The 19,398-nt window shown below is 46.1% G+C and carries 12 protein-coding genes; 9 read left to right on the top strand and 3 right to left on the bottom strand.

The window, feature by feature from the left end; translation table 11 throughout:
• Window positions 1-211: 211 nt before the first annotated feature.
• Complete coding sequence (locus tag CPIN_RS28750; protein WP_148230664.1) at window positions 212-1,612, bottom strand: DEAD/DEAH box helicase; 1,401 nt, start codon at window positions 1,610-1,612, stop codon at window positions 212-214.
• A 223-nt stretch (window positions 1,613-1,835) separates the two neighbouring features.
• On the opposite strand from CPIN_RS28750, the gene CPIN_RS28745 reads away from it, so the two are divergent.
• From CPIN_RS28745 to CPIN_RS28710, 7 genes are all read left to right on the top strand, one after another.
• The gene (locus CPIN_RS28745) at window positions 1,836-2,945 is read left to right on the top strand and encodes a suppressor of fused domain protein (protein WP_012793397.1); all 1,110 of its coding nucleotides are present in this window, start codon (window positions 1,836-1,838) and stop codon (window positions 2,943-2,945) included.
• 251 nt (window positions 2,946-3,196) lie between these two features.
• Window positions 3,197-4,525 carry a hypothetical protein gene (locus CPIN_RS28740; RefSeq protein ID WP_012793396.1) on the top strand — a complete coding sequence of 443 codons (1,329 nt, stop codon included), beginning with the start codon at window positions 3,197-3,199 and terminating at the stop codon, window positions 4,523-4,525.
• A 534-nt stretch (window positions 4,526-5,059) separates the two neighbouring features.
• Complete coding sequence (gene dusB / locus CPIN_RS28735; protein ID WP_012793395.1) at window positions 5,060-6,097, top strand: tRNA dihydrouridine synthase DusB; 1,038 nt, start codon at window positions 5,060-5,062, stop codon at window positions 6,095-6,097.
• 715 nt (window positions 6,098-6,812) lie between these two features.
• Window positions 6,813-7,331 carry a 3'-5' exoribonuclease domain-containing protein gene (locus CPIN_RS28725; protein ID WP_012793394.1) on the top strand — a complete coding sequence of 173 codons (519 nt, stop codon included), beginning with the start codon at window positions 6,813-6,815 and terminating at the stop codon, window positions 7,329-7,331.
• Between the two features lie 152 nt (window positions 7,332-7,483).
• Window positions 7,484-9,049, top strand: a complete 1,566-nt coding sequence (locus CPIN_RS28720) for a purple acid phosphatase family protein (RefSeq protein WP_012793393.1) — start codon at window positions 7,484-7,486, stop codon at window positions 9,047-9,049.
• A gap of 5 nt (window positions 9,050-9,054) precedes the next feature.
• A complete protein-coding gene (locus CPIN_RS28715) occupies window positions 9,055-10,770 on the top strand; it encodes a cytochrome-c peroxidase (RefSeq protein WP_012793392.1) in 1,716 nt (571 codons plus the stop codon).
• A gap of 184 nt (window positions 10,771-10,954) precedes the next feature.
• Window positions 10,955-13,477 (top strand): YfhO family protein, encoded by a 2,523-nt coding sequence (locus CPIN_RS28710; RefSeq protein ID WP_012793391.1) that lies wholly within the window; start codon window positions 10,955-10,957, stop codon window positions 13,475-13,477.
• Window positions 13,478-13,579: 102 nt separating this feature from the next.
• Here the strand turns inward: CPIN_RS28710 and CPIN_RS28705 are convergent, their stop codons facing one another.
• Window positions 13,580-14,251 (bottom strand): hypothetical protein, encoded by a 672-nt coding sequence (locus tag CPIN_RS28705; RefSeq protein ID WP_012793390.1) that lies wholly within the window; start codon window positions 14,249-14,251, stop codon window positions 13,580-13,582.
• A 107-nt stretch (window positions 14,252-14,358) separates the two neighbouring features.
• Between CPIN_RS28705 and CPIN_RS28700 the strand changes: the two genes are divergently transcribed.
• A complete protein-coding gene (locus tag CPIN_RS28700) occupies window positions 14,359-14,955 on the top strand; it encodes a GNAT family N-acetyltransferase (protein ID WP_012793389.1) in 597 nt (198 codons plus the stop codon).
• A 189-nt stretch (window positions 14,956-15,144) separates the two neighbouring features.
• On the top strand, window positions 15,145-16,656 hold the full coding sequence (locus CPIN_RS28695) for a T9SS type B sorting domain-containing protein (protein ID WP_012793388.1): 1,512 nt from the start codon (window positions 15,145-15,147) through the stop codon (window positions 16,654-16,656).
• Window positions 16,657-16,727: 71 nt separating this feature from the next.
• On the opposite strand, the gene CPIN_RS28690 is transcribed toward CPIN_RS28695, so the two are convergent.
• Window positions 16,728-19,274, bottom strand: a complete 2,547-nt coding sequence (locus CPIN_RS28690; RefSeq protein WP_012793387.1) for a GNAT family N-acetyltransferase — start codon at window positions 19,272-19,274, stop codon at window positions 16,728-16,730.
• Window positions 19,275-19,398: the final 124 nt, after the last annotated feature.

Here is a 19,398-nt window from a genome sequence, read left to right as displayed (position 1 = left end):
GTAAATACCATGTCAGTTTGGCCATAACTATTAGAATAAATGCGTTTATGGCCAAATTGGCAATTATAAAAGGTCACTAAATTGAACCATGACGGAAAAAGGGCCTAATATGAGAGCTGACTACATTCATAAAACAAAGCGGGGGAATTCATTAATGAAATCCCCCGCTTTGTTTTATGGATGTAGCCAGGATAGAATTCCCGATTACTAACTAGTAATTCTTCATCCCTTGCGGTCTTTCCCTTCTTGCACTGTTTCCATTACCATCTTTGGGTTTACCGCCTTGTGGTCTGCCACCATTCGGTTTACCGCTATTCGGCTTTCCTGCACCTGCGCCAGGTCTTGCATCTCTTGACTGTACCACACCTTGCCTGTTCCTGGAGAAACCACCTTTTTTATCTCTTGGATGTTGTTGTTTTGGTTTCTGCTGTGGAGCTGGTTTTGGTGCAGGCAATGCCATGCTGTCGCCGTTATGAAACGGGTGTTCGGTCTCAACCGGAATCTCGCGGGAGATCAGTTTCAGGATATCTTTCAGGAAGGCTTTTTCTTCCGGTTCGCAGAAAGAGATCGCGATACCATCGGCACCTGCGCGACCAGTACGACCGATACGGTGTACGTATGTTTCAGGTACGTTTGGCAGTTCGTAGTTCACCACGTGTGTGAGTTCGTCGATGTCGATACCTCTTGCGGCGATGTCTGTCGCTACGAGTACGCGGGTCTGCTGTGATTTGAAATTATTCAGCGCACGCTGACGGGCATTCTGTGATTTGTTACCATGGATTGCTTCTGCGGTGATTTCTGCTTTGTGCAGGTCTTTCACTACTCTGTCTGCACCATGTTTGGTACGGGTAAATACCAGCAATGTTTTGATGGCTTTATCCTTGAGTATATGCAGCAGCAGGTTACGTTTATCATTTTTATTGACAAAGTACATGGACTGTGTGATCGTTTCGGCGGTAGAGGATACCGGTGTTACTTCCACTTTGGCCGGATTGTTACGCAGAATCGCTTTTGCGAGCGTCTGTATTTCCGGAGGCATGGTAGCAGAGAAGAAGAGTGACTGACGCTGTTCAGGGAGTTTTACGATCACGCGTTGTACGTCGTGTACGAAGCCCATGTCCAGCATTCTGTCTGCTTCATCCAGTACGAAGTATTTAATATCTCTGAGTGTGATATAGTTCTGACTGATCAGGTCCAGCAGACGGCCGGGTGTTGCAATCAGGATATCTACGCCTTTTTTCAGTGCTTCTGTTTGCGGGTGTTGTGATACACCACCAAAGATCACCAGGCTTTTCAGGTCGAGGAACTTACCGTAGGCGGTAAAGCTTTCCTGGATCTGGATAGCCAGTTCACGGGTAGGCGTGAGGATAAGCGCTTTGATATTTCGAAGGCCTTTGCGTTGCTGGGCCTGTTGGTCCTGATGCATTAATTGAAGCAGGGGAATGGCAAACGCAGCTGTTTTACCAGTGCCGGTCTGGGCGCAACCCAGTAAATCCCTCGTATCAAGTACATGGGGGATGGCTTGCTGCTGAATGGGCGTGGGAGCGGTATAACCCTCGTTATCCAGGGCCTTAAGCAGCGGCTCAATGAGCCCTAACTGTTCAAATGACAAAATAGTTAATTTTTTATGATCAATAGTGGTAAGGCTGTCAGCTGGAACAAGTCCTTTTTGTGCATGATGCTGACACATTACCCGCCTTACTCGCAAGCCTGCACATTGTTTTGAAGCTAACTGCAAAAGCAGGTGAGGAAGAGAATAAAAGTGATGCAAAGGTATACTAAATAAATGATATGCGGTGGGTTGTTTTACTTATAAGTGACTATCTTGCATTATTATGAGCAACGGACCAACAGTATTGATAGAACAGGCGAACAGCCGCTACACGATGTATGCGGTGGTAGAGCAGGACGAACGGACAGCTTATTTTTACCTGTATCCTGCTGAATTGCAGAGCAAAAAATACCGGATGCGTGCCTGCTGGCTGCGCAATATTCAACCGGGACCTGCTAAACGCGACAGTGCAGCCATGGCAAATGGAGATGCACCTATGCTGGAAGCACACTTTAGTAATCATCCGGAAGGCAAAGAGCCTTTAAAAGCGGAATTAGTGTCTGTCGTATGGATGCCGGAAGATGACGGCGCCGCTGTATTGTACGATGGGAAAACGCTGGGTGTTATTCCCGGATGGAGCCTTTATGCAGATGAACCTGCGGCCTATGCGGCAGATTGTATAAATGCAGATGGTAATGCCATCGTATTCCCATTAGGTGAGTTGGGCAAGAACGAACAGCATACGCGTGTAGCAGAAGCGGTGCGTTTCCGTGAAGCATGGGATGATACCGAAGCGCCGCAATGGCCGGTGATTCAGCAACAGTTTATTGCTACTTACGAATCACATTTCGGAGAGATAAAACAATACTTTGCGATCGACAATAACCAATGGCCGCCAATGGCATTGGGTAAGTTTGAAAAGGATAACATCGTTTACTTCCTTACCATGGGTGTCAGCATTCGTCCTATGCCATGGGTGTCTTATCTGTATAATGATAATGCATCTGCATACAGAAGAATGGAACTGGCGATGGCTATCAGCAAAGATGATTTTAGTGAAGAAGAGATCATGAAAATGGCGGAAGGATTGTCCAGTATGGCAGATATTCCATGGAGACATATCAGCTGGCTTGGAGAAGGACATACAATTGCTTCCAGCAAACTGCCGGCTCCTTTTGAAAGTATTGTATTGTCTGCCGCACTGTATAATGGTGAAAGTATTGCATTACCGGAGATGTACGGTGATAAGGTGAACCTTTTCTGGGTAAGCCCTGTGACACTCTCTGAAAGACAGTTCGCACATGAGAAAGCAAATGGCGGATATGAGTTGCTGGAGAAAATGATTCAGGAAGATATTACGCATATTGTGACGAAGCGGGAGGCGATCGTTTAAACAATTAGGAATTAGGAATTAAGAATTAAGAATTGGTTTGAAGCGGCAGCCGGTCTTGTAATAGGCTGGTGCAGGAAATGGAAAAATTATGAATTAAGAATTAGGATTTAATACCAGACCTAATTCTTAATTGTTAATTCCTAATTCCTAATTTTCTTTATATATGACTATCAGCGGGCTTGGTTCCTTCCGTTTACCGGAAGGAACATACTCTATATACACTCGTATCAGATAAACAAGCTCAACGGAAAATGTACATCCAAAAACTTACGAAACTGGCGGCATGTGTGCTGCTGATGGCGGGAAGCACCATGACTGCCTATGCTCAGGGATTTAAAGACGGTAAGATCTGGCTCAATGAAGATGGCAGTAATTACTTTAAGTTCACCCTTGTATCCCAGGTATGGCTCAGAAATACCGATTTGAATCCTGGTTCCACGATCAACGGTTTTGAAAAAAACAACTTTACGGATATTGGCATCAGAAGAGCCAGGATCCAGGCTTTCGGACAGGTTGCAGATCGTGTATTCATCTACTCCCAGTTCGGTATGAATAACTTCAACTATTCCTCCGACAGAAAAGCAGGTTTCTTTATCCATGATATCATGGGAGAATATGAAGTAGTCAGAAAACACCTCTCATTGGGTGCTGGTTTGTCTGCATGGAATGGCCTGACCCGTTTCTCCGCACCTTCTGTAGGTACCATCCTGGGTGTAGATGCACCGCTGTTTGAACAGAGTACGAATGACGTGACAGATCAGTTCCTCCGTAAACTCAGTATATATGCGAAAGGTAAACTGGGCAAACTGGACTATCGCCTGGTTATGAGCAGTCCGATGTCTCCGCTGAAAGCTGCCGGTTATTCTCCTTTATTGACCAGCAATGCTTCTTTCTCTGCCAAACCTGCTAAAATGCAGCTACATGGTTATTTCCAGTGGCAGTTCCTGGACCAGGAAGCAAATACCACTGCTTATACTACAGGTACTTACCTGGGTACTAAAAAAGTATTCAACATTGGTGCTGGTTTCCAGTACCAGCCTGACGCGATGTGGCGCGCCGGAAACAACGGGGATACCATTGAATCCAATCTGCAGCATTTTGCTGTAGACGCTTATTATGACGCTCCGATCAATGCAGCTACCGGTACCGCTATCAGTGCTTATGCTTCTTATATCAATTTTAACTGGGGGAAAGGATATCTCCGTAACCAGGCGACGATGAACCCTGCCACCGGTACTTCAAAACCAGAGATCCTGAATGGCAGCGGGAACGGTTATCCTTCTTTTGGAACCGGTAACCTGCTTTACGGACAGGTCGGTTATAAATTCAAAAATGACCTGATAGGCAAGACGACCCTGATGCCCTATGCTTCCCTGCAATATGCGCATTACGAAAGACTGAACGATAATATGGCTTTCTGGGATGGCGGTGTTAACTGGCTGCTGAAAGGACATACTTCCAAGCTGACTTTCGCTTACCAGAGTCGTCCGGTGTACCAGCTGAACGCCGTAAGCAGCGGGGCTGATAAAATCGACCGTAAAGGTAGTTTCCTGGTCCAGTTCCAGGTATTCCTGAATTGATTGAATATTGCAATAATATCTGATAGCCCGGTGTTAGCTCCGGGCTATTTTTTTGCCCCTGACTAACTGTATCCATACTATATACATGCTTTATACAGGGAGTATATACGACGTATATACGGAGTATCTTTTTCCGGGTTTCACTCTTTGCCTAGGTTGATGGTTACTCTTAACATATCATATATTATTGTTTATTAATTATTAACAAAGTAATAATAATTTGTATAGTCCAGGTATAGTAAATTTCCGGTATCTGAAAGGAGTTGTTTTCCCCGTTTTAATGCCTGTCCGTTCTGAAAGTGTATTGTTTGAATTTTGTAATGTCTTTATTAGTTAACAGATCTACTACGTTGATCTTTCGTTGCCGAATGAAGGATGAACGAAGGAGATCTATTATAAAGCACTGTTTGAAGCAGTTATTTATGTTTTGCTGTATTAACTGCCGGAAAATGAATTAGTTGGGATGTGGTGGGTGTATGCAGTTCCTAATCCTTAATTGGTGTACCTTTGCGTCTTCAAACAAAAAAAGCCACTTTGGTAAAGATCGACAATATTGTGCTGCCTGATTTCCCCCTTCTTTTGGCGCCTATGGAAGACGTGAGTGATCCGCCTTTCCGGGTAGTATGTCGTGAGAACGGGGCGGACCTGTTATATACCGAATTCATTTCCAGTGAAGGACTGGTGAAGGATACGGAGAAATGTCGCCGTAAACTGGCAATTTTCGATGAAGAACGTCCTGCCGGAGTACAGATCTTCGGAGGTGATGAAGGTAAACTGTCGATGGCTGCCCGCATTGTCGATATGACCCAGCCCGATCTGCTGGATATCAATTTTGGTTGCCCGATCAAGGGGATCGTCAGTAAAGGCGCAGGCTCAGGGGTACTGAAAGACATTGATCTGATGGTCCGGCTTACAGCAGCCTGCGTAAAGTCCACAAAACTGCCCGTTACGGTCAAAACCCGTCTTGGCTGGGACGAGGATACCCAAAACATCGAAGAGGTCGCAGAAAGGCTCCAGGACGTCGGTATTAAGGCACTGGCTATCCATGGTCGTACCCGTACCCAGATGTACAAGGGAGAAGCCAGCTGGGAGCTGATCGCTAAAGTAAAGAACAACCCACGTATACATATTCCCATCTTCGGGAACGGAGATATTGATAGTCCGCAGAAAGCCCTGGAATATAAAAACCGCTACGGCGTAGACGGTATCATGATCGGCAGGGCCGCTATCGGTTATCCCTGGATCTTCCGTGAAGTAAAACACTATCTGCAGACGGGGGAGATGCTACCTGCTCCGACACTGGAAGACCGTATCGCCGTTTGTAAACGTCAGCTGGAAAAATCTGTGCAATGGCGTGGCGAAGGTCATGGCATTTTCGCCATGCGCAAACATTACTTCAATTACCTGAAAGGGTTACCTGATTTCAAAGCATTCAGAAGCCGACTGGTCACCCCGGAAGCATCTGCAGAGATCATGGATGTACTGGATGAAATCGCGCAGGTGTATGCCGGTTTTGAATTTGACCGTAAGCCTATTCAGCTGGTCAATTATCATGAGAACTGTGCATTGTAATAAGTGACTTTATTTTTTCAAAACAGTGTTCTTTGCCGCTTTTATGGATGTTTGGGCAGAGTTATCCTGCTGCCAATTATTTCCCAGAAACTGCAATAATTGATTGGCAAGCAGATAGACCTTGGTGATATTTTTTCGGGAAAATAATGATCCTTGTAAATATCAGTGTTTTGGGCTTAACGGCTGCGATTTTAATTTCTTTGGCAAACGTCTCTTTGTTGTACCCTCCTTGTATCAGTTTGGGCAAATTTGCTTTCAACTTTGCAGCTGTAGTAATATAAGTGGGAATTGATTTTAATAAATGGTAATGTAACCGCACTTCGAAGCAGGGGGTACTGATGGAGATATCCAATTAGCGTGTGTGGTACAGTGTTGATAAAGATCGTTAATCTCCTTCTTTGGCCATTTATCAACATGTAATACAAACCATACTAAATCTTCAGGTTCGATTATTGATTGATTGAATCCAAAAAATAAGGGCATTATAACGAAGATTGCGTTGTAAGGGATGGATATTTATCACTTTTTGTCATTAGAAAATATCCACATATCTTTGCCACGTTTATAAACGATATTTCAGCTCAGCAAGCACCCTAAAGATCCTCACTACCTTACCCCGGCTAAGACAATAGTATCCGCAGGCTCCTTACAAGACTGGAACTCACAGGAGATATCCCTGTTTAAACTGAATTTTATTACTTAAAAACTAACTGACATGGCCTATATAATGGTTGATGTGGAAAGCGATGGCCCTATTCCCGGTGATTATTCAATGATCTCATTCGGAGCAGTGAAAGTAGATGGTATATTGGATAAGACATTCTACGGCAGACTCAAACCCGTTTCAGAGAAATTTATACCCGAAGCGCTGGCTGTTTCCGGGCATACCAGAGCCGAAACCCTGACATTTGATGATCCCAAAAAAGTGATGAACGACTTTCAAAACTGGATCAGCAAAGTATGTAATGACCGCCCGATTTTTATCAGCGACAATAATGGTTTCGACTGGATGTTTGTGTGCTGGTACTTCCATCATTTCCTCGGTGAAAATCCTTTTGGTTTCAGTTCTCAGAATCTGGGTAGTGTGTACAAGGGAATGGAAAAAGATATGTTCACCAATTTCAAACACCTGCGTAAAACAAAGCATACCCACCATCCGGTGGATGATGCAAAAGGCAATGCAGAAGCCCTGCTGACAATGAAATACAAGCTTGGGCTGAACATGAAACTCTAGGCATTTTTTACATCAAATACGGAAGATCGCAGTATGTACGGCAACCCGTTACGTACCTGCGGTCTTTTTATTTATATTTATTTAACAATTATTTCATACGCCCTATAGTAAAGGACAAGTTTAAATTAAGTACCTCGCAGAAAATTATGGAGATGGGTAAATTACGATCCTGCCTGTTGCTTGGCAGTTTAATGGCATTTAGTCTGATTACGAAGGCACAGTCTGATGATGATTTAAGGGTAAAAGTGATCCGCGGTCCTTATTTACAGGCAGCATCAGATCACAGTATCACCGTGCGCTGGCGTACCAACACTGCTACCCGTAGCCGTGTACAGTATGGCGCTACGCCTGATAAAGCAGATGTAACAGTGAATGATTCATCACTGACAACTGAGCATGTTTTAAAACTCGACGGTTTGCAGGCCCGTACCCGTTATTTCTATAAAATAGCCGATTTTAAAACCGTTTTACAGGGCGATAGCGCTAACTATTTCTATACCTTACCTGTACCTGGTAAAGAAGGTATGTATCGTATCGGTGCTTTTGGTGATTGCGGTAACAATTCTGTGAATCAGCGTAGTGTGAAAAAAGCGGTGCTCGATTATCTTGGTACTAACTATATGGATGCCTGGATCCTGTTGGGTGACAATGCCTATAACAGTGGTACTGACGCTGAATTCCAGACGAAGTTCTTCAACGTGTATAAAGATGATCTGCTGAAGAATTATCCTTTATTCCCTACACCAGGTAACCATGATTACAATGATAACGACTTTCCGGGTGCAGTGGAGCAGGCGCAGAAGACACACCAGACTGCCTACTATCAGAATTTCACTATGCCGGCCAAAGGTGAGTCCGGTGGTGTTGCTTCCAACACGCAGGCTTTTTATTCTTTTGATCTTGGTAATATTCACTTCCTGTCGCTCGATTCTTATGGAAAAGAAGCAGACGAATACCGGTTGTACGATACACTTGGTCCGCAGGTACAATGGGTGAAACGTGATCTGGAAGCCAATAAAAACAAACAATGGGTGATTGCTTACTGGCATCATCCTCCTTATACCATGGGTTCTCATAACTCTGACAACGAGGATGAACTGGTACATATCCGTGAGAACTTCATCCGTATCCTGGAGCGTTATGGTGTAGACCTGGTGCTTTGTGGTCATAGCCATGACTATGAACGTACGCGTCTGATGAAAGGGCACTATGGTATGGAGGCAACGTATAGTGCAGCAACGCATAACCTGAGTCAGTCTTCCGGTCTGTATGACGGCAGCGATAATTCCTGTCCTTATGTAAAAGACAGCAGCGGTCAGGGTACTGTATATGTACTGAGCGGTTCTGCTGGCAAACTGGGTGGTACGCAACCGGGCTATCCGCATGATGCGATGCAGTATGCGAATGCTACTGATGGCGGTGCGAGTATGCTGGAAATCCAGGGTAACCGGCTGGATCTGAAATGGATCTGTGCAGATGGCAAGATCCGTGATCATTTTACAGTGATGAAAGAAGTGAACAAGCACACCGTGCTGCGTGCGAAAGCGAAGAGCAAGGTAACGCTGACGGCTTCATTCACCGGCAATTATCAGTGGAGTGAAAAGGGACAGACTGCGAAGAGTATTGTCGTGACGCCTCGTGCCGGTACAACTGAATATACTGTACAGGACAAGGAAGGCTGTCTGAAAGACACATTTACTGTTATCACAACTAAATAATTTATATGCGATTGAAGCTGGTGTTCCCCTGTATATGTGTATTGCTGCTGCTGGCAGTGATGTTCACTTCACAAGGGGAACGTCCTGCTTCAGTTACTGATGGGACGATTGTTTATTTCAAAAGGCAACAACCTTTGTTTGCCGCCAGTGCTGTCGCATTGAAGCACAGCATTGATGCATTAAAAGCAGGAGATACTGCTACGGTGTCCGCTGCGCGTGCCTCACTATACTTATGCAGGATACGCTATAAGGCGATTGCCTTTTTCCTTGAATACTTCTTTACCAGCGAGGCTTATGTCTTTAATGCACCCGCTAAATACGAAATAGAAGAACCATATATAGAATATGAGGAGCCGGTTGGTTTGCAACAGATAGAAGCGTTGTTGTATGATTCCGCAGTTTATCAACGTAAAGGCGAACTGGCCGCACAGGCGACGGTTCTTGTGCAGACGGCCCAGGATCTACCTTCCTTGTTATACCAGTTTTCCGCCACGGACCAACAGGTGCTGGAGAGTGTGCGACAGGAGCTGATACGGATCATGACGCTTTATATTACCGGTTATGATGCGCCTTTACTAAAGAGTGGGATTGCAGAAGCCCGTTGTTCTATGCAGGCGATAGATACGGTACTGATGTCTTATACGGGTTTTGAAAAGAAAGACAGTATTACTTATTACCTGCGGCAGGGCATTCAGCAATTGACTGCACATCCTGATTTTGACAGTTTCGACAGATTATCCTTCCTGGTCAGTAGTGCATTGCCTTTGCAACGCCTGGTACTGAACAGTCGGCATGACCTGTTTCATCCTGCTGTTATCAGCAAAGATAAATTCCCTCATTCAAGTATAGCCGGCGATACGGCATTGGGCAGGCGCTTATTCTTTGAAAAAGCTTTATCCGGCAATAATACCCGCAGTTGCGCCAGTTGTCATCAGCCGGACCGCTATTTCAGCGACGGACTTCCCCACAACAGTGCTATCAACAATAAAGAAGCATTACCCAGGCATACGCCGGGTTTATTATATGCCTGTTATCAATATTCCCAGTTCTGGGATGGACGGGCTGTGAGTCTGGAGGACCAGGTGTTGAAAGTGCTGCATAGTCCGCAGGAAATGGACGCCTGTGACGATACCCTCTTACAGCGATTACAGCGAATGCCGGCATATCAGGACATTACCCTGCCACAGGTGCAGGCATCTCTGGCGGCTTATCTGCGTACATTGACGCCCTTTAATGCGCCATTTGACAGGTATATGGCCGGGAATAAGCAGGCTATGACAGCAGAACAGCGGACGGGCGCTAACATATTCATGGGCAAGGGACAGTGTGCTACCTGTCATTTTGCGCCTTTGTTCAATGGATTGATACCACCCTTATATAACAGGACGGAATTTGAGGTACTGGGTACCCCGTCGAATGATGATCTGCTGCATCCTCAGGCCGATCATGACAGCGGAAGGCTGGCATTTTTCCCTATTGATTTCTACATGGGCGCATTTAAAACGCCGACAGTACGCAATGCGGCCCCGACAGCTCCATATATGCATAACGGCGCTTTCCGCACCATGGAGCAGGTAATTGATTTCTATGATAAAGGTGGTGGGAATGGTATCGGGCTCTCCGTACCGAATCAGACTTTATCCGCAGCGCCCCTTCAGCTAAGCCCTGAAGAAAAGAAAGCCCTGATTGCTTTCATGGATGCGCTGACTGACGGCAAATAAAGGGCAACTCCGCTATAACACTTTGAAAGATTAACATTTAAGCCTAAATTGCTTCCCATTATTATTTTAAATAATAGTAGAAGAATAGCTATAGTTTTAAACAAGCCGACAGGCGTGGACCATTATCCTGATTCAGAGAAGGTTACGTTTGTCTGTCAAACAGTATTGTAAACAACAAAGATCTATGAACAGTTTTTCCTGGAAGAAGATCATCCCTCACGTGATTGCGATTTCCGTCTTTTTGATCGTTGCATTGGTTTATTGCAGCCCTGCCCTGGAAGGGAAGGTGTTACAGCAGACCGATATCGTGCATTGGAAAGGTATGGCGCAGGACGCGTTTAATTACAAAGCGGTCCATGGCCATTTTCCATTATGGAATACGCACCTGTTCAGTGGTATGCCTAACTACCAGGTAACCATGGATACGAAAACATTCCTGCCTGACTTCGGCAGTCTGCTGCAGTTGTATCTGCCCAAACCGGCCAGTTATTTCTTTCTGGCCTGTCTGTGCTTTTACATCCTGGGTATGGCTTATAATGTGAACGTATTGGCGGCGGTATTGGGTAGTTTAGGTTTTGCTTATGCCACCTATGATCCGATCATCATCTCTGTAGGGCATGAAACAAAAATGCTGGCGATCGCCTATATGCCGGGATTACTGGCAGGGCTGGTGCTGATATTCAGGAAAAAATATGTGCTGGGGCTGGCAGTAGCTGCGCTCTTTGCCACACTGGAAATAGGATCGGGACACCCGCAGGTTACTTTCTATCTGCTGCTGACGCTGGGAATCATGGCGGTAGGTTATATCGCTACCTGGATCATGCAGCGTGACTTTAAACATATGATCATCGCCCTGTCGCTGGCCTTACTGGCCGGTCTGATAGGCGTGGGTAATACTTCTCAGAGTCTGCTGACCACTTACGAGTATTCCAAATACACGATGCGTGGTGGTAAAACAGTCGATCTTTCTGAAGATGGTAAACTGACACAGACAAAAACACAGGGTCTGGATGAAAGCTATGCTTTCCAGTATAGCCTGGGTGTGGGAGAGACATTTGTACTGGCGATGCCGGGTGCATTTGGAGGTGGTTCGGCTGAACACCTGGATGCGGATTCCAAGGTGGTATCGGAGTTGACAAAACAGGGCGTACCGGAAGCACAGGCGAGCCAGCTGGCTACCAGTCTGCCGAGATACTGGGGTGGCGTATCGCCATTCACAGCAGGTCCTCCCTACAGTGGTGCGCTGATCTGTCTCCTGGCAGTAATTGGTTTTGTAGCACTGGGATTGGGTGAAAGCACAAATCCTATCAGCAATATTACCCGTTGGTGGATACTGGCAGCGATTGCGTTAACGCTCTTTATTGCATGGGGTAGCTATTTCTCTTCATTCAACCAGATACTGTTCAATCACCTGCCGCTCTTCAATAAATTCAGAGCGCCGTCTATGGCACTGATCATCCCGCAGTTGCTGCTGCCATTGCTGGCGGTACTGGCGGTTGACAGACTTCTGTATGCTGATAATGCAAAGGCGCTGTTACAGCAAAACTTTAAGAAGATCCTGTACGCCAGTGGTGGTGTTATCATATTGGCAGGTTTAGTATACCTGTTCAACGATTATAAAGGTAGTTATGACACACAGATCCTTGATGGACTGACACAACAGGCAGGTGCAGATCTGGCCCGTCGTGTACTGGATGGTATGATTGCCGACAGAAAAGCGATGTTCGGCGCTGGTATTTTCCACCTGCTTTGGATATGGGCAGTGATCATCGGTGCTTTCTATCTCTATCTGAAAGATAAGATCAAGCCAGTAGCGATCCTGGGTGTGTTCATTGTACTGAATACTGCGGATCTGCTGTTTGTAGCGAAGAAATACCTGAACAAAGACAATTACCAGGATCAATCCAGCTATCAGGCAGGCAACTTTGCACCGACGGCTGCTGATCAGCAGATATTACAGGATAAAGATCCTCATTATAGAGTACTGAACCTGTCAACCGGCGATCCGTTTAACGATGCGATCACTTCTTACTATCACCGTTCCGTAGGGGGGTACCATGCTGCGAAACTCCGTATGTACCAGGATATCATTGAAAACCAGTTTGCTAAATCAGGCGCCGGTCTGAATATGGGCCTGCTCAACATGTTGGATACCCGTTATGTGATCACCCGTTCTCAGGACCAGCAGCAGCCAATGCCGGTGGTCCAGCGTAATCCGGAAGCACTGGGCGCTGCATGGTTTGTAAAACATATCAGCTATGTAAATGGTCCGATTGAAGCGATCAAAGCGTTGGATCATCTGAATGCAAAGGATACAGCGATCATGGACAACGGTTATAAGGTAGCAGGAGCAGAGCAACCGGCATTTGACTCAGCAGCCACCATCAAACTGGTGAACTATGAGAACGATGCAATCAAATATGCGACCAGCGCAAAGAGCAACCAATTTGCGGTATTGAGTGAAGTATACTATCCCGAAGGATGGAACGCTTATATCGATGGTAAAGAGACTGCATATACGAATGTGAACTATATCCTGCGTGGTATTGCAGTACCTGCGGGCGATCATAATATTGAGTTCAGATTTGAACCAGCGTCTTACTATACCGGTCAGAAACTGGTGTATGTAGCGAACCTGCTGTTGTGGTTAACGATCGTGGGCAGCATCTTTATGCTCTGGAAACAAAGCAGACAAGCAAAAGCGTAATGTTGTAACAGATTATTATAACGAAAAGGGCCGTCTTATAAGACGGCCTTTTTTATTTGATGTATTTGATGTTTTGTTGATCTGCTTCCTGCTATCTTATCACTAATTCAGTTTGCTATACTTACCACTGAGCGCTTTTTTGCAGATATCAGTTAATACTTTATTCTCCACTTTATTGCCCTGTAGATTGATATCAAAAGCTGTGAATATGCAATGATGCAGAAAGCCTGCTGTCAGTTGTTTATCCCATCCTGCACAGGCATTCGCGAGATAACTACGCGGATCGGCAAGCCCATATTCCTGACCTGCCCTGTCGGGATGTTTATTGGCATCCCAGCAGGCCCTGATGATGTCTTTACAATCTTCTCTTGCCGGCGTCATACGGTCTGTGCTCAGGGCCATTAGCAGTCCGGTGAGTACCGACAGGCGTGCAGTGGGCAGGAGTGAGAGTATAGGGTATCCGTCATTCAGTGAGCTTCGTTTTAACTGTACGTACGTTCTTGCTGCGAATATGGTGAGCGTGTCATAAGGGGCATTCTGTATGACCAGCATTTCCACTTCCGACAGGGCGGGTTTGTATCCGAGGCGCCCGATAGCTTTGATCATTTCCACCTGCGTTTCCCAGGTACGTTTATCATTTCTTTCTTTGATGTAAGCGGTGAATAGCGGGGCTGAAAGACTGGTGAGTTGTTCCTGACCAATATGCCTGGCAGCACTTCTTCTGTCGGCTGACTTTCGGGACAGCAGCCGCTCTCGTAGTTCTTCGGGTATCATAGTAGGGTTACGGTTTAAACAATGTTAGCATGCTTCCTGCTGAATTCCAAAAGTATGAGTAAGGGGAATGAGTATATTTGCGCACAGGCATCTGAAAACCATGTAAAATGACACCATTTAATTTTTCCGGCAATGTTGTTCTGGAAGACGAAAGAGTAATACTCCGACCGCTCGTATTAGCTGATGATGAATACCTTATTCCTTTTGCGGTCCAGGAACCGGAGATCTGGCAATTTTCTACGGTACCACCAGCCGGACCAGGTGGGATGCGTGAATATATCCGTACTGCTACGGAAGCACGTAATGAAGGGAGGGAATACCCTTTCATCGTGTTTGACAAACAGTTACAACGATATGCGGGTAGTACCCGGTTTTATGATATACAGTTGCGCAACAGCACTTTACAACTGGGATATACCTGGTACGGGAAGGATTTTCAGGGCACTGGTTTAAATAAACACTGTAAGTTTTTACTGCTGCAGTATGCATTTGAGAGAATGGGTATGGAAAGAGTGGAGTTCAGAGCGGCACATACCAATGAAAGAAGCATTGCTGCTATGAAAAGCATTGGTTGTACGGTGGAAGGGATTTTGCGGAGTGTGGCACCGAATGTGGATGGTACCCGGAGAAGCAGCATTATACTGAGTATATTGAAAGAGGAGTGGTTAGGCTCCCTGAAGGAGAGTTTACGGAACCGCCTGTAGTAAGGTAATCTAAGTTATTATGAAAAATTATCAATTAATCTTAGCTTTGCAGTAGTGTGAAACCAAGCGAGGAGACCGATATCTTCCAATATTATATTCTGACTGCAAAAGCAATTGATAAACAATATCCCTGTACACCTCCAAATAAAAAGCATCCGGCAGTGCGCCGGTATCTTGTTCCTGTTTTTGATGACGATGCTGGGGCCAGTATTGCTGTCAGCACAGGATATCGGCATCCGTAATCCTTCTCTTGAAGGCGTTCCGGCACAATACCGTGCACCCGGACAATGGCTGGTAGTAACTTCTACTCCTGATATACAACCCGGGATTACAGGTGTTTATGGTCCGCCTTCTCATGGTGCGACTTATGTTGGTTTCAGAGGCGGGCGTAACTGGCTGGAAGCGATTGCGCAGAAGCTCAACGTTAGTATGCGTGCCGGCACTACCTATCGTATTTCTATGGACCTCAGTTTTGCCCGTGGCTATGACTCTGCCACCTGTTATGGCGCTTTGGCGATCTATGGCGGTGTGATACTGACAGATACGCTGGAATTGCTGTGGCAATCAGGCGCTTTCGTCAATACGGAATGGAAACGTTTTACGGCAGAATTTACGCCTCGTGGCGATTATCCATATCTCGTACTGGGCGGCGACGTACGTATTGCCTGTAACAACGCTTATGGTATCGCCCTGGCCGTTGATAACCTGGATGATACGCTGCGTGAAGTACCCGTTGTGACGTATGCTATTGAACCGAGTTGCCAGGGGATGAGTAATGGCCGGATCATTGCTGCGGCAACTGGTCGTTATGCGCCTTTCACCTATAGCTGGGAGCCGACAGGAACGACAGGTAATATATTGGATGGCGTACCGGGAGGAACTTATATTCTGAATACATGTGCGACAAACGGTGTTATTGTAAGAGATACAATCGTATTGCCTGAGGCAATGTTTGATGGTCATGCGACGGTTGTACCCAGGGGCTGTGCAGGTGAAGCACTGAATAAGATCATACTCAATACAAGCGGCGGGGTCGCCCCTTATGAATACACCATCAGCGGAAGACCAGAAGTAAAGCTTTCTCCCGAATTTGATAAACTCTACGCAGGTAATTATAATATTATTATCAAGGATGCAAAAGGTTGTATGGATACACTGGAAAATATTCATATTCCTGATCCGCCTCCTTTTAACCTGGATGAAAGTCGTGTACAAAGCATGAGTTGTGCCGGCGCCAATGATGCCGCCATCATTTTTACAGTTAGCGGAGGGATACCACCTTATACTTACACCATTCCGGGTTTAGCCACGCAGGCAGACAGTGTGATCCGTAATCTTGGCGGAGCCACTTATGCCTATCGTATCGGGGATGCGCAGGATTGTAACATTGCCGGTAATATCGAAGTACCTGCGGCTACACATTCCTGTGCTGTGTATGCGCCTAATGCATTTAGTCCTGATGGTGATGGGATCAACGATGTGTTTCGTGTAAAGATTTTTGATAAGATCAGTGATTTCGGCATGTTTGTATATGACCGCTGGGGGCAGCTGATTTATACCGGTAATGATATGAAGGGTGGATGGAAAGGTGATTTCAAGGGGATACCAATGCCCGCGGGTACTTATCTGTGGATGATCATGTATACGGATGGTAAACAGCAGGCCCGGAAACAAACGGGTAGTATAACGATTGTAAGATAAATGATTATAAAAAGCAAGCCGGCGAAACAATCTGTTCGCCGGCTTGCTGTACTATTTTTCCGCTTTAATACTTAATGCGTACTTGTTTCAAGTCCTCTGTGTTGCAGCAGGTACTTCACATCCGGTTCTCTTTTACGGAAAGCAACATATAAGTCCATTGGCTCTCCTGTTCCTCCTTTCTCCAGGATATTTTTCCTGAATGCCTGTGCAGTAGCAGGATCGAAGATATTGCCAGTTTCTTTGAAAGCGGCAAAGGCGTCGCTATCCAGTACTTCTGACCATATATAGCTATAATATCCGGCGGAATAGCCTCCTGCAAATATGTGCTGGAAGTAAGTGCTGCGGTATCTTGGTGCAATCTGCGGGATCAGTCCGATAGTATCCATCTGTTCTTTTTCAAAGTCCAGTGGTACGATATTGTTACCGGCGGGCAGTGTGTGATAGGCCATGTCCAGCAGGGAAGCGGCGAGGTATTCTACGGTCGCAAACCCCTGGTTGAATCTGGATGCAGCTTTCATCTTTTCTACGAGTGCTGCAGGGATCAGTTCTCCGGTTTCGTAATGCTTCGCATATTGCGCCAGTACTTCCGGTTCGAATGCCCAGTGTTCCATTACCTGAGAAGGCAGTTCTACAAAGTCACGCGGTACGGAGGTACCTGACAGGGTCTCATACGTCACATCTGACAGCAGGCCATGTAATGCGTGACCGGCTTCATGGAAGAAGGTTTCCGCTTCATCCGGTGTCAATAAAGCCGGTTGAGTAGCAGTTGGCCGGGAGAAGTTACATACGATGGAGATCACCGGTGCAACGCGTCCGTTGGCATTAATGGCTTGTTTGCGGTAAGAGGTCATCCATGCACCGCCACGTTTGGAGGTACGGGGATGGAAGTCCAGATAGAGTAATCCGACCAGTGTACCATCATCGCCTTTTACTTCGTAGGCAGATACTTCTTCATGGTAAACCGGAACGTCTTTCAGCAGATGGAAGTGCAGTCCGTAGAGTTTTTTTGCGGTGAAGAAGAGGCCATCCCGTACGTTCTCCAGTTTGAAGTATGGACGTAATGCTTCTGCATCGTAAGCATATTTCTCTTTTCTAACTTTATCTGCATAATAGAACCAATCCCAGGCTTCGAGTTGTTCACCTTTTCCTTCGCGGTTCATGAGCGCCTGCATTTCAACGGCTTCCTGTTTCGCTACAGGCAGGGCGGCATGCCATAATTGCTGTAACAGTTCATTGGCTTTCGCAGGTGTTTTCGCCATGTTTTCTTCCAGGATGAAGTCCGCATGAGAAGCATATCCCAGCAGCGCCGCTTTTTCTGCTCTCAGGGCTGCGAGTTGTGTAACGATCTCTTTATTATCTCTTTCGTCGTTGTGGTTACAACGGTTTATGTATGCTTCATAGATCTCTTGCCGCAGGTGACGCTGATCCGCATATTGCAGGAAAGGCATTACGCTGGCGTTGTGTAAGGTAAAGCGCCAGCCGCTTTCTTTACCGGCTGCTTTTGCTGACAGGGCAGCTGCTTCTATGAGAGAGTCGGGGAGACCGGCGAGGTCTTTCTCTGCTGTGATCACCATTTCGTAGTGATTCGTTTCTGCCAGCAGGTGCTGTCCGAAGCGTACGGTGAGTAATGACAGTTGTTTATTGATCTCGCGTAGTCTTGTTTGTTTGTCTGCGTCCAGGTTAGCGCCGCTGCGTACAAAGTCTTTATAGGCTTTTTCCAGCAGTTTTGCCTGTTCACCGGTCAGGGTCAGAGCATCCCTTCTTTCATACAGGGCTTTTATCCTGTTGAATAAAGCCGCATCCAGGTAGATATCATCACTGTGTCTGGCGAGCATAGGAGCCAGCTGACGGGAGATGTTTTCCAGTTCCGGAGAGGTATTGGCAGAGGTGAGGTTATGGAATACAGCGCTTACATTACGTAATAACCTAGCGCTTTTTTCAAAAGCCTCGAGGGTATCTGCGAAGGAGGGAGGCGTTTGCAGACTGGTGATCTGTGCTATATTTTTCCGGTGTTCCTCCATGGCTGCTTCAAAGGCCGGCAGGTAACGGGCCGGGGTGATGAGGTCAAAAGGAGGGAGGCCGTAAGGCGTGTCGTACGGTTCCAGCAGCGGATTCGGAGTTCTGAACAGGTCGTACCTTTTTTCTGTCAGCGGTTTGTCGAAAGCCTTGCTGTCTTTTTCTTCGGTGAGCATAAAACCATGGCGGAGGTATAGCGATACAGCGGTATCCTGCTGGTTGGTGGTCCAGAGATAGGCATGTTCGAACTGCTGTTCATCCATGAATGCCATGAAGCTGTCCATCAGCCTTTTTCCAAGGCCAGCGCCACGGAATTCAGGCTCGATGATGAAATACCTTAGCTGCAGGGTTTTCCCTCGGCTAAGTGCCATCAGAAAGCCAACAATGCGGTCTTTATATTCACAGATCCATACACGGTCTTTCTGCGGATCGTACTGGCGGGAGAATTCCAGCAATCCTTCCAGCACGTAGCGCTCGAAGTTAAAGCCGTAACCCAGTTCGCTGTTATAGATCCTGCCGTGCATGTAAGCTACATAACCGAGATCTCCGGTTTTGAGCTCGGTTCTTATCGTGATGTCATTTATGTTAAAAAGCTGCGCCATATCTTCTGATTTCGATCAGACAAAAATAAGGTGGAATTAAGAATTAAAAATTAAGAATTAAGAATTGAAATGCAGCGGAAGGGATGTTGATAAGGAGTGGACATGATTTAGTTCCAAAGATGTT

The organism is Chitinophaga pinensis DSM 2588 (assembly GCF_000024005.1).
Lineage (GTDB): Bacteria > Bacteroidota > Bacteroidia > Chitinophagales > Chitinophagaceae > Chitinophaga > Chitinophaga pinensis.
Note: the sequence above shows the minus strand (reverse complement) of the source record. Positions and strands in the feature narration are given on the sequence as shown.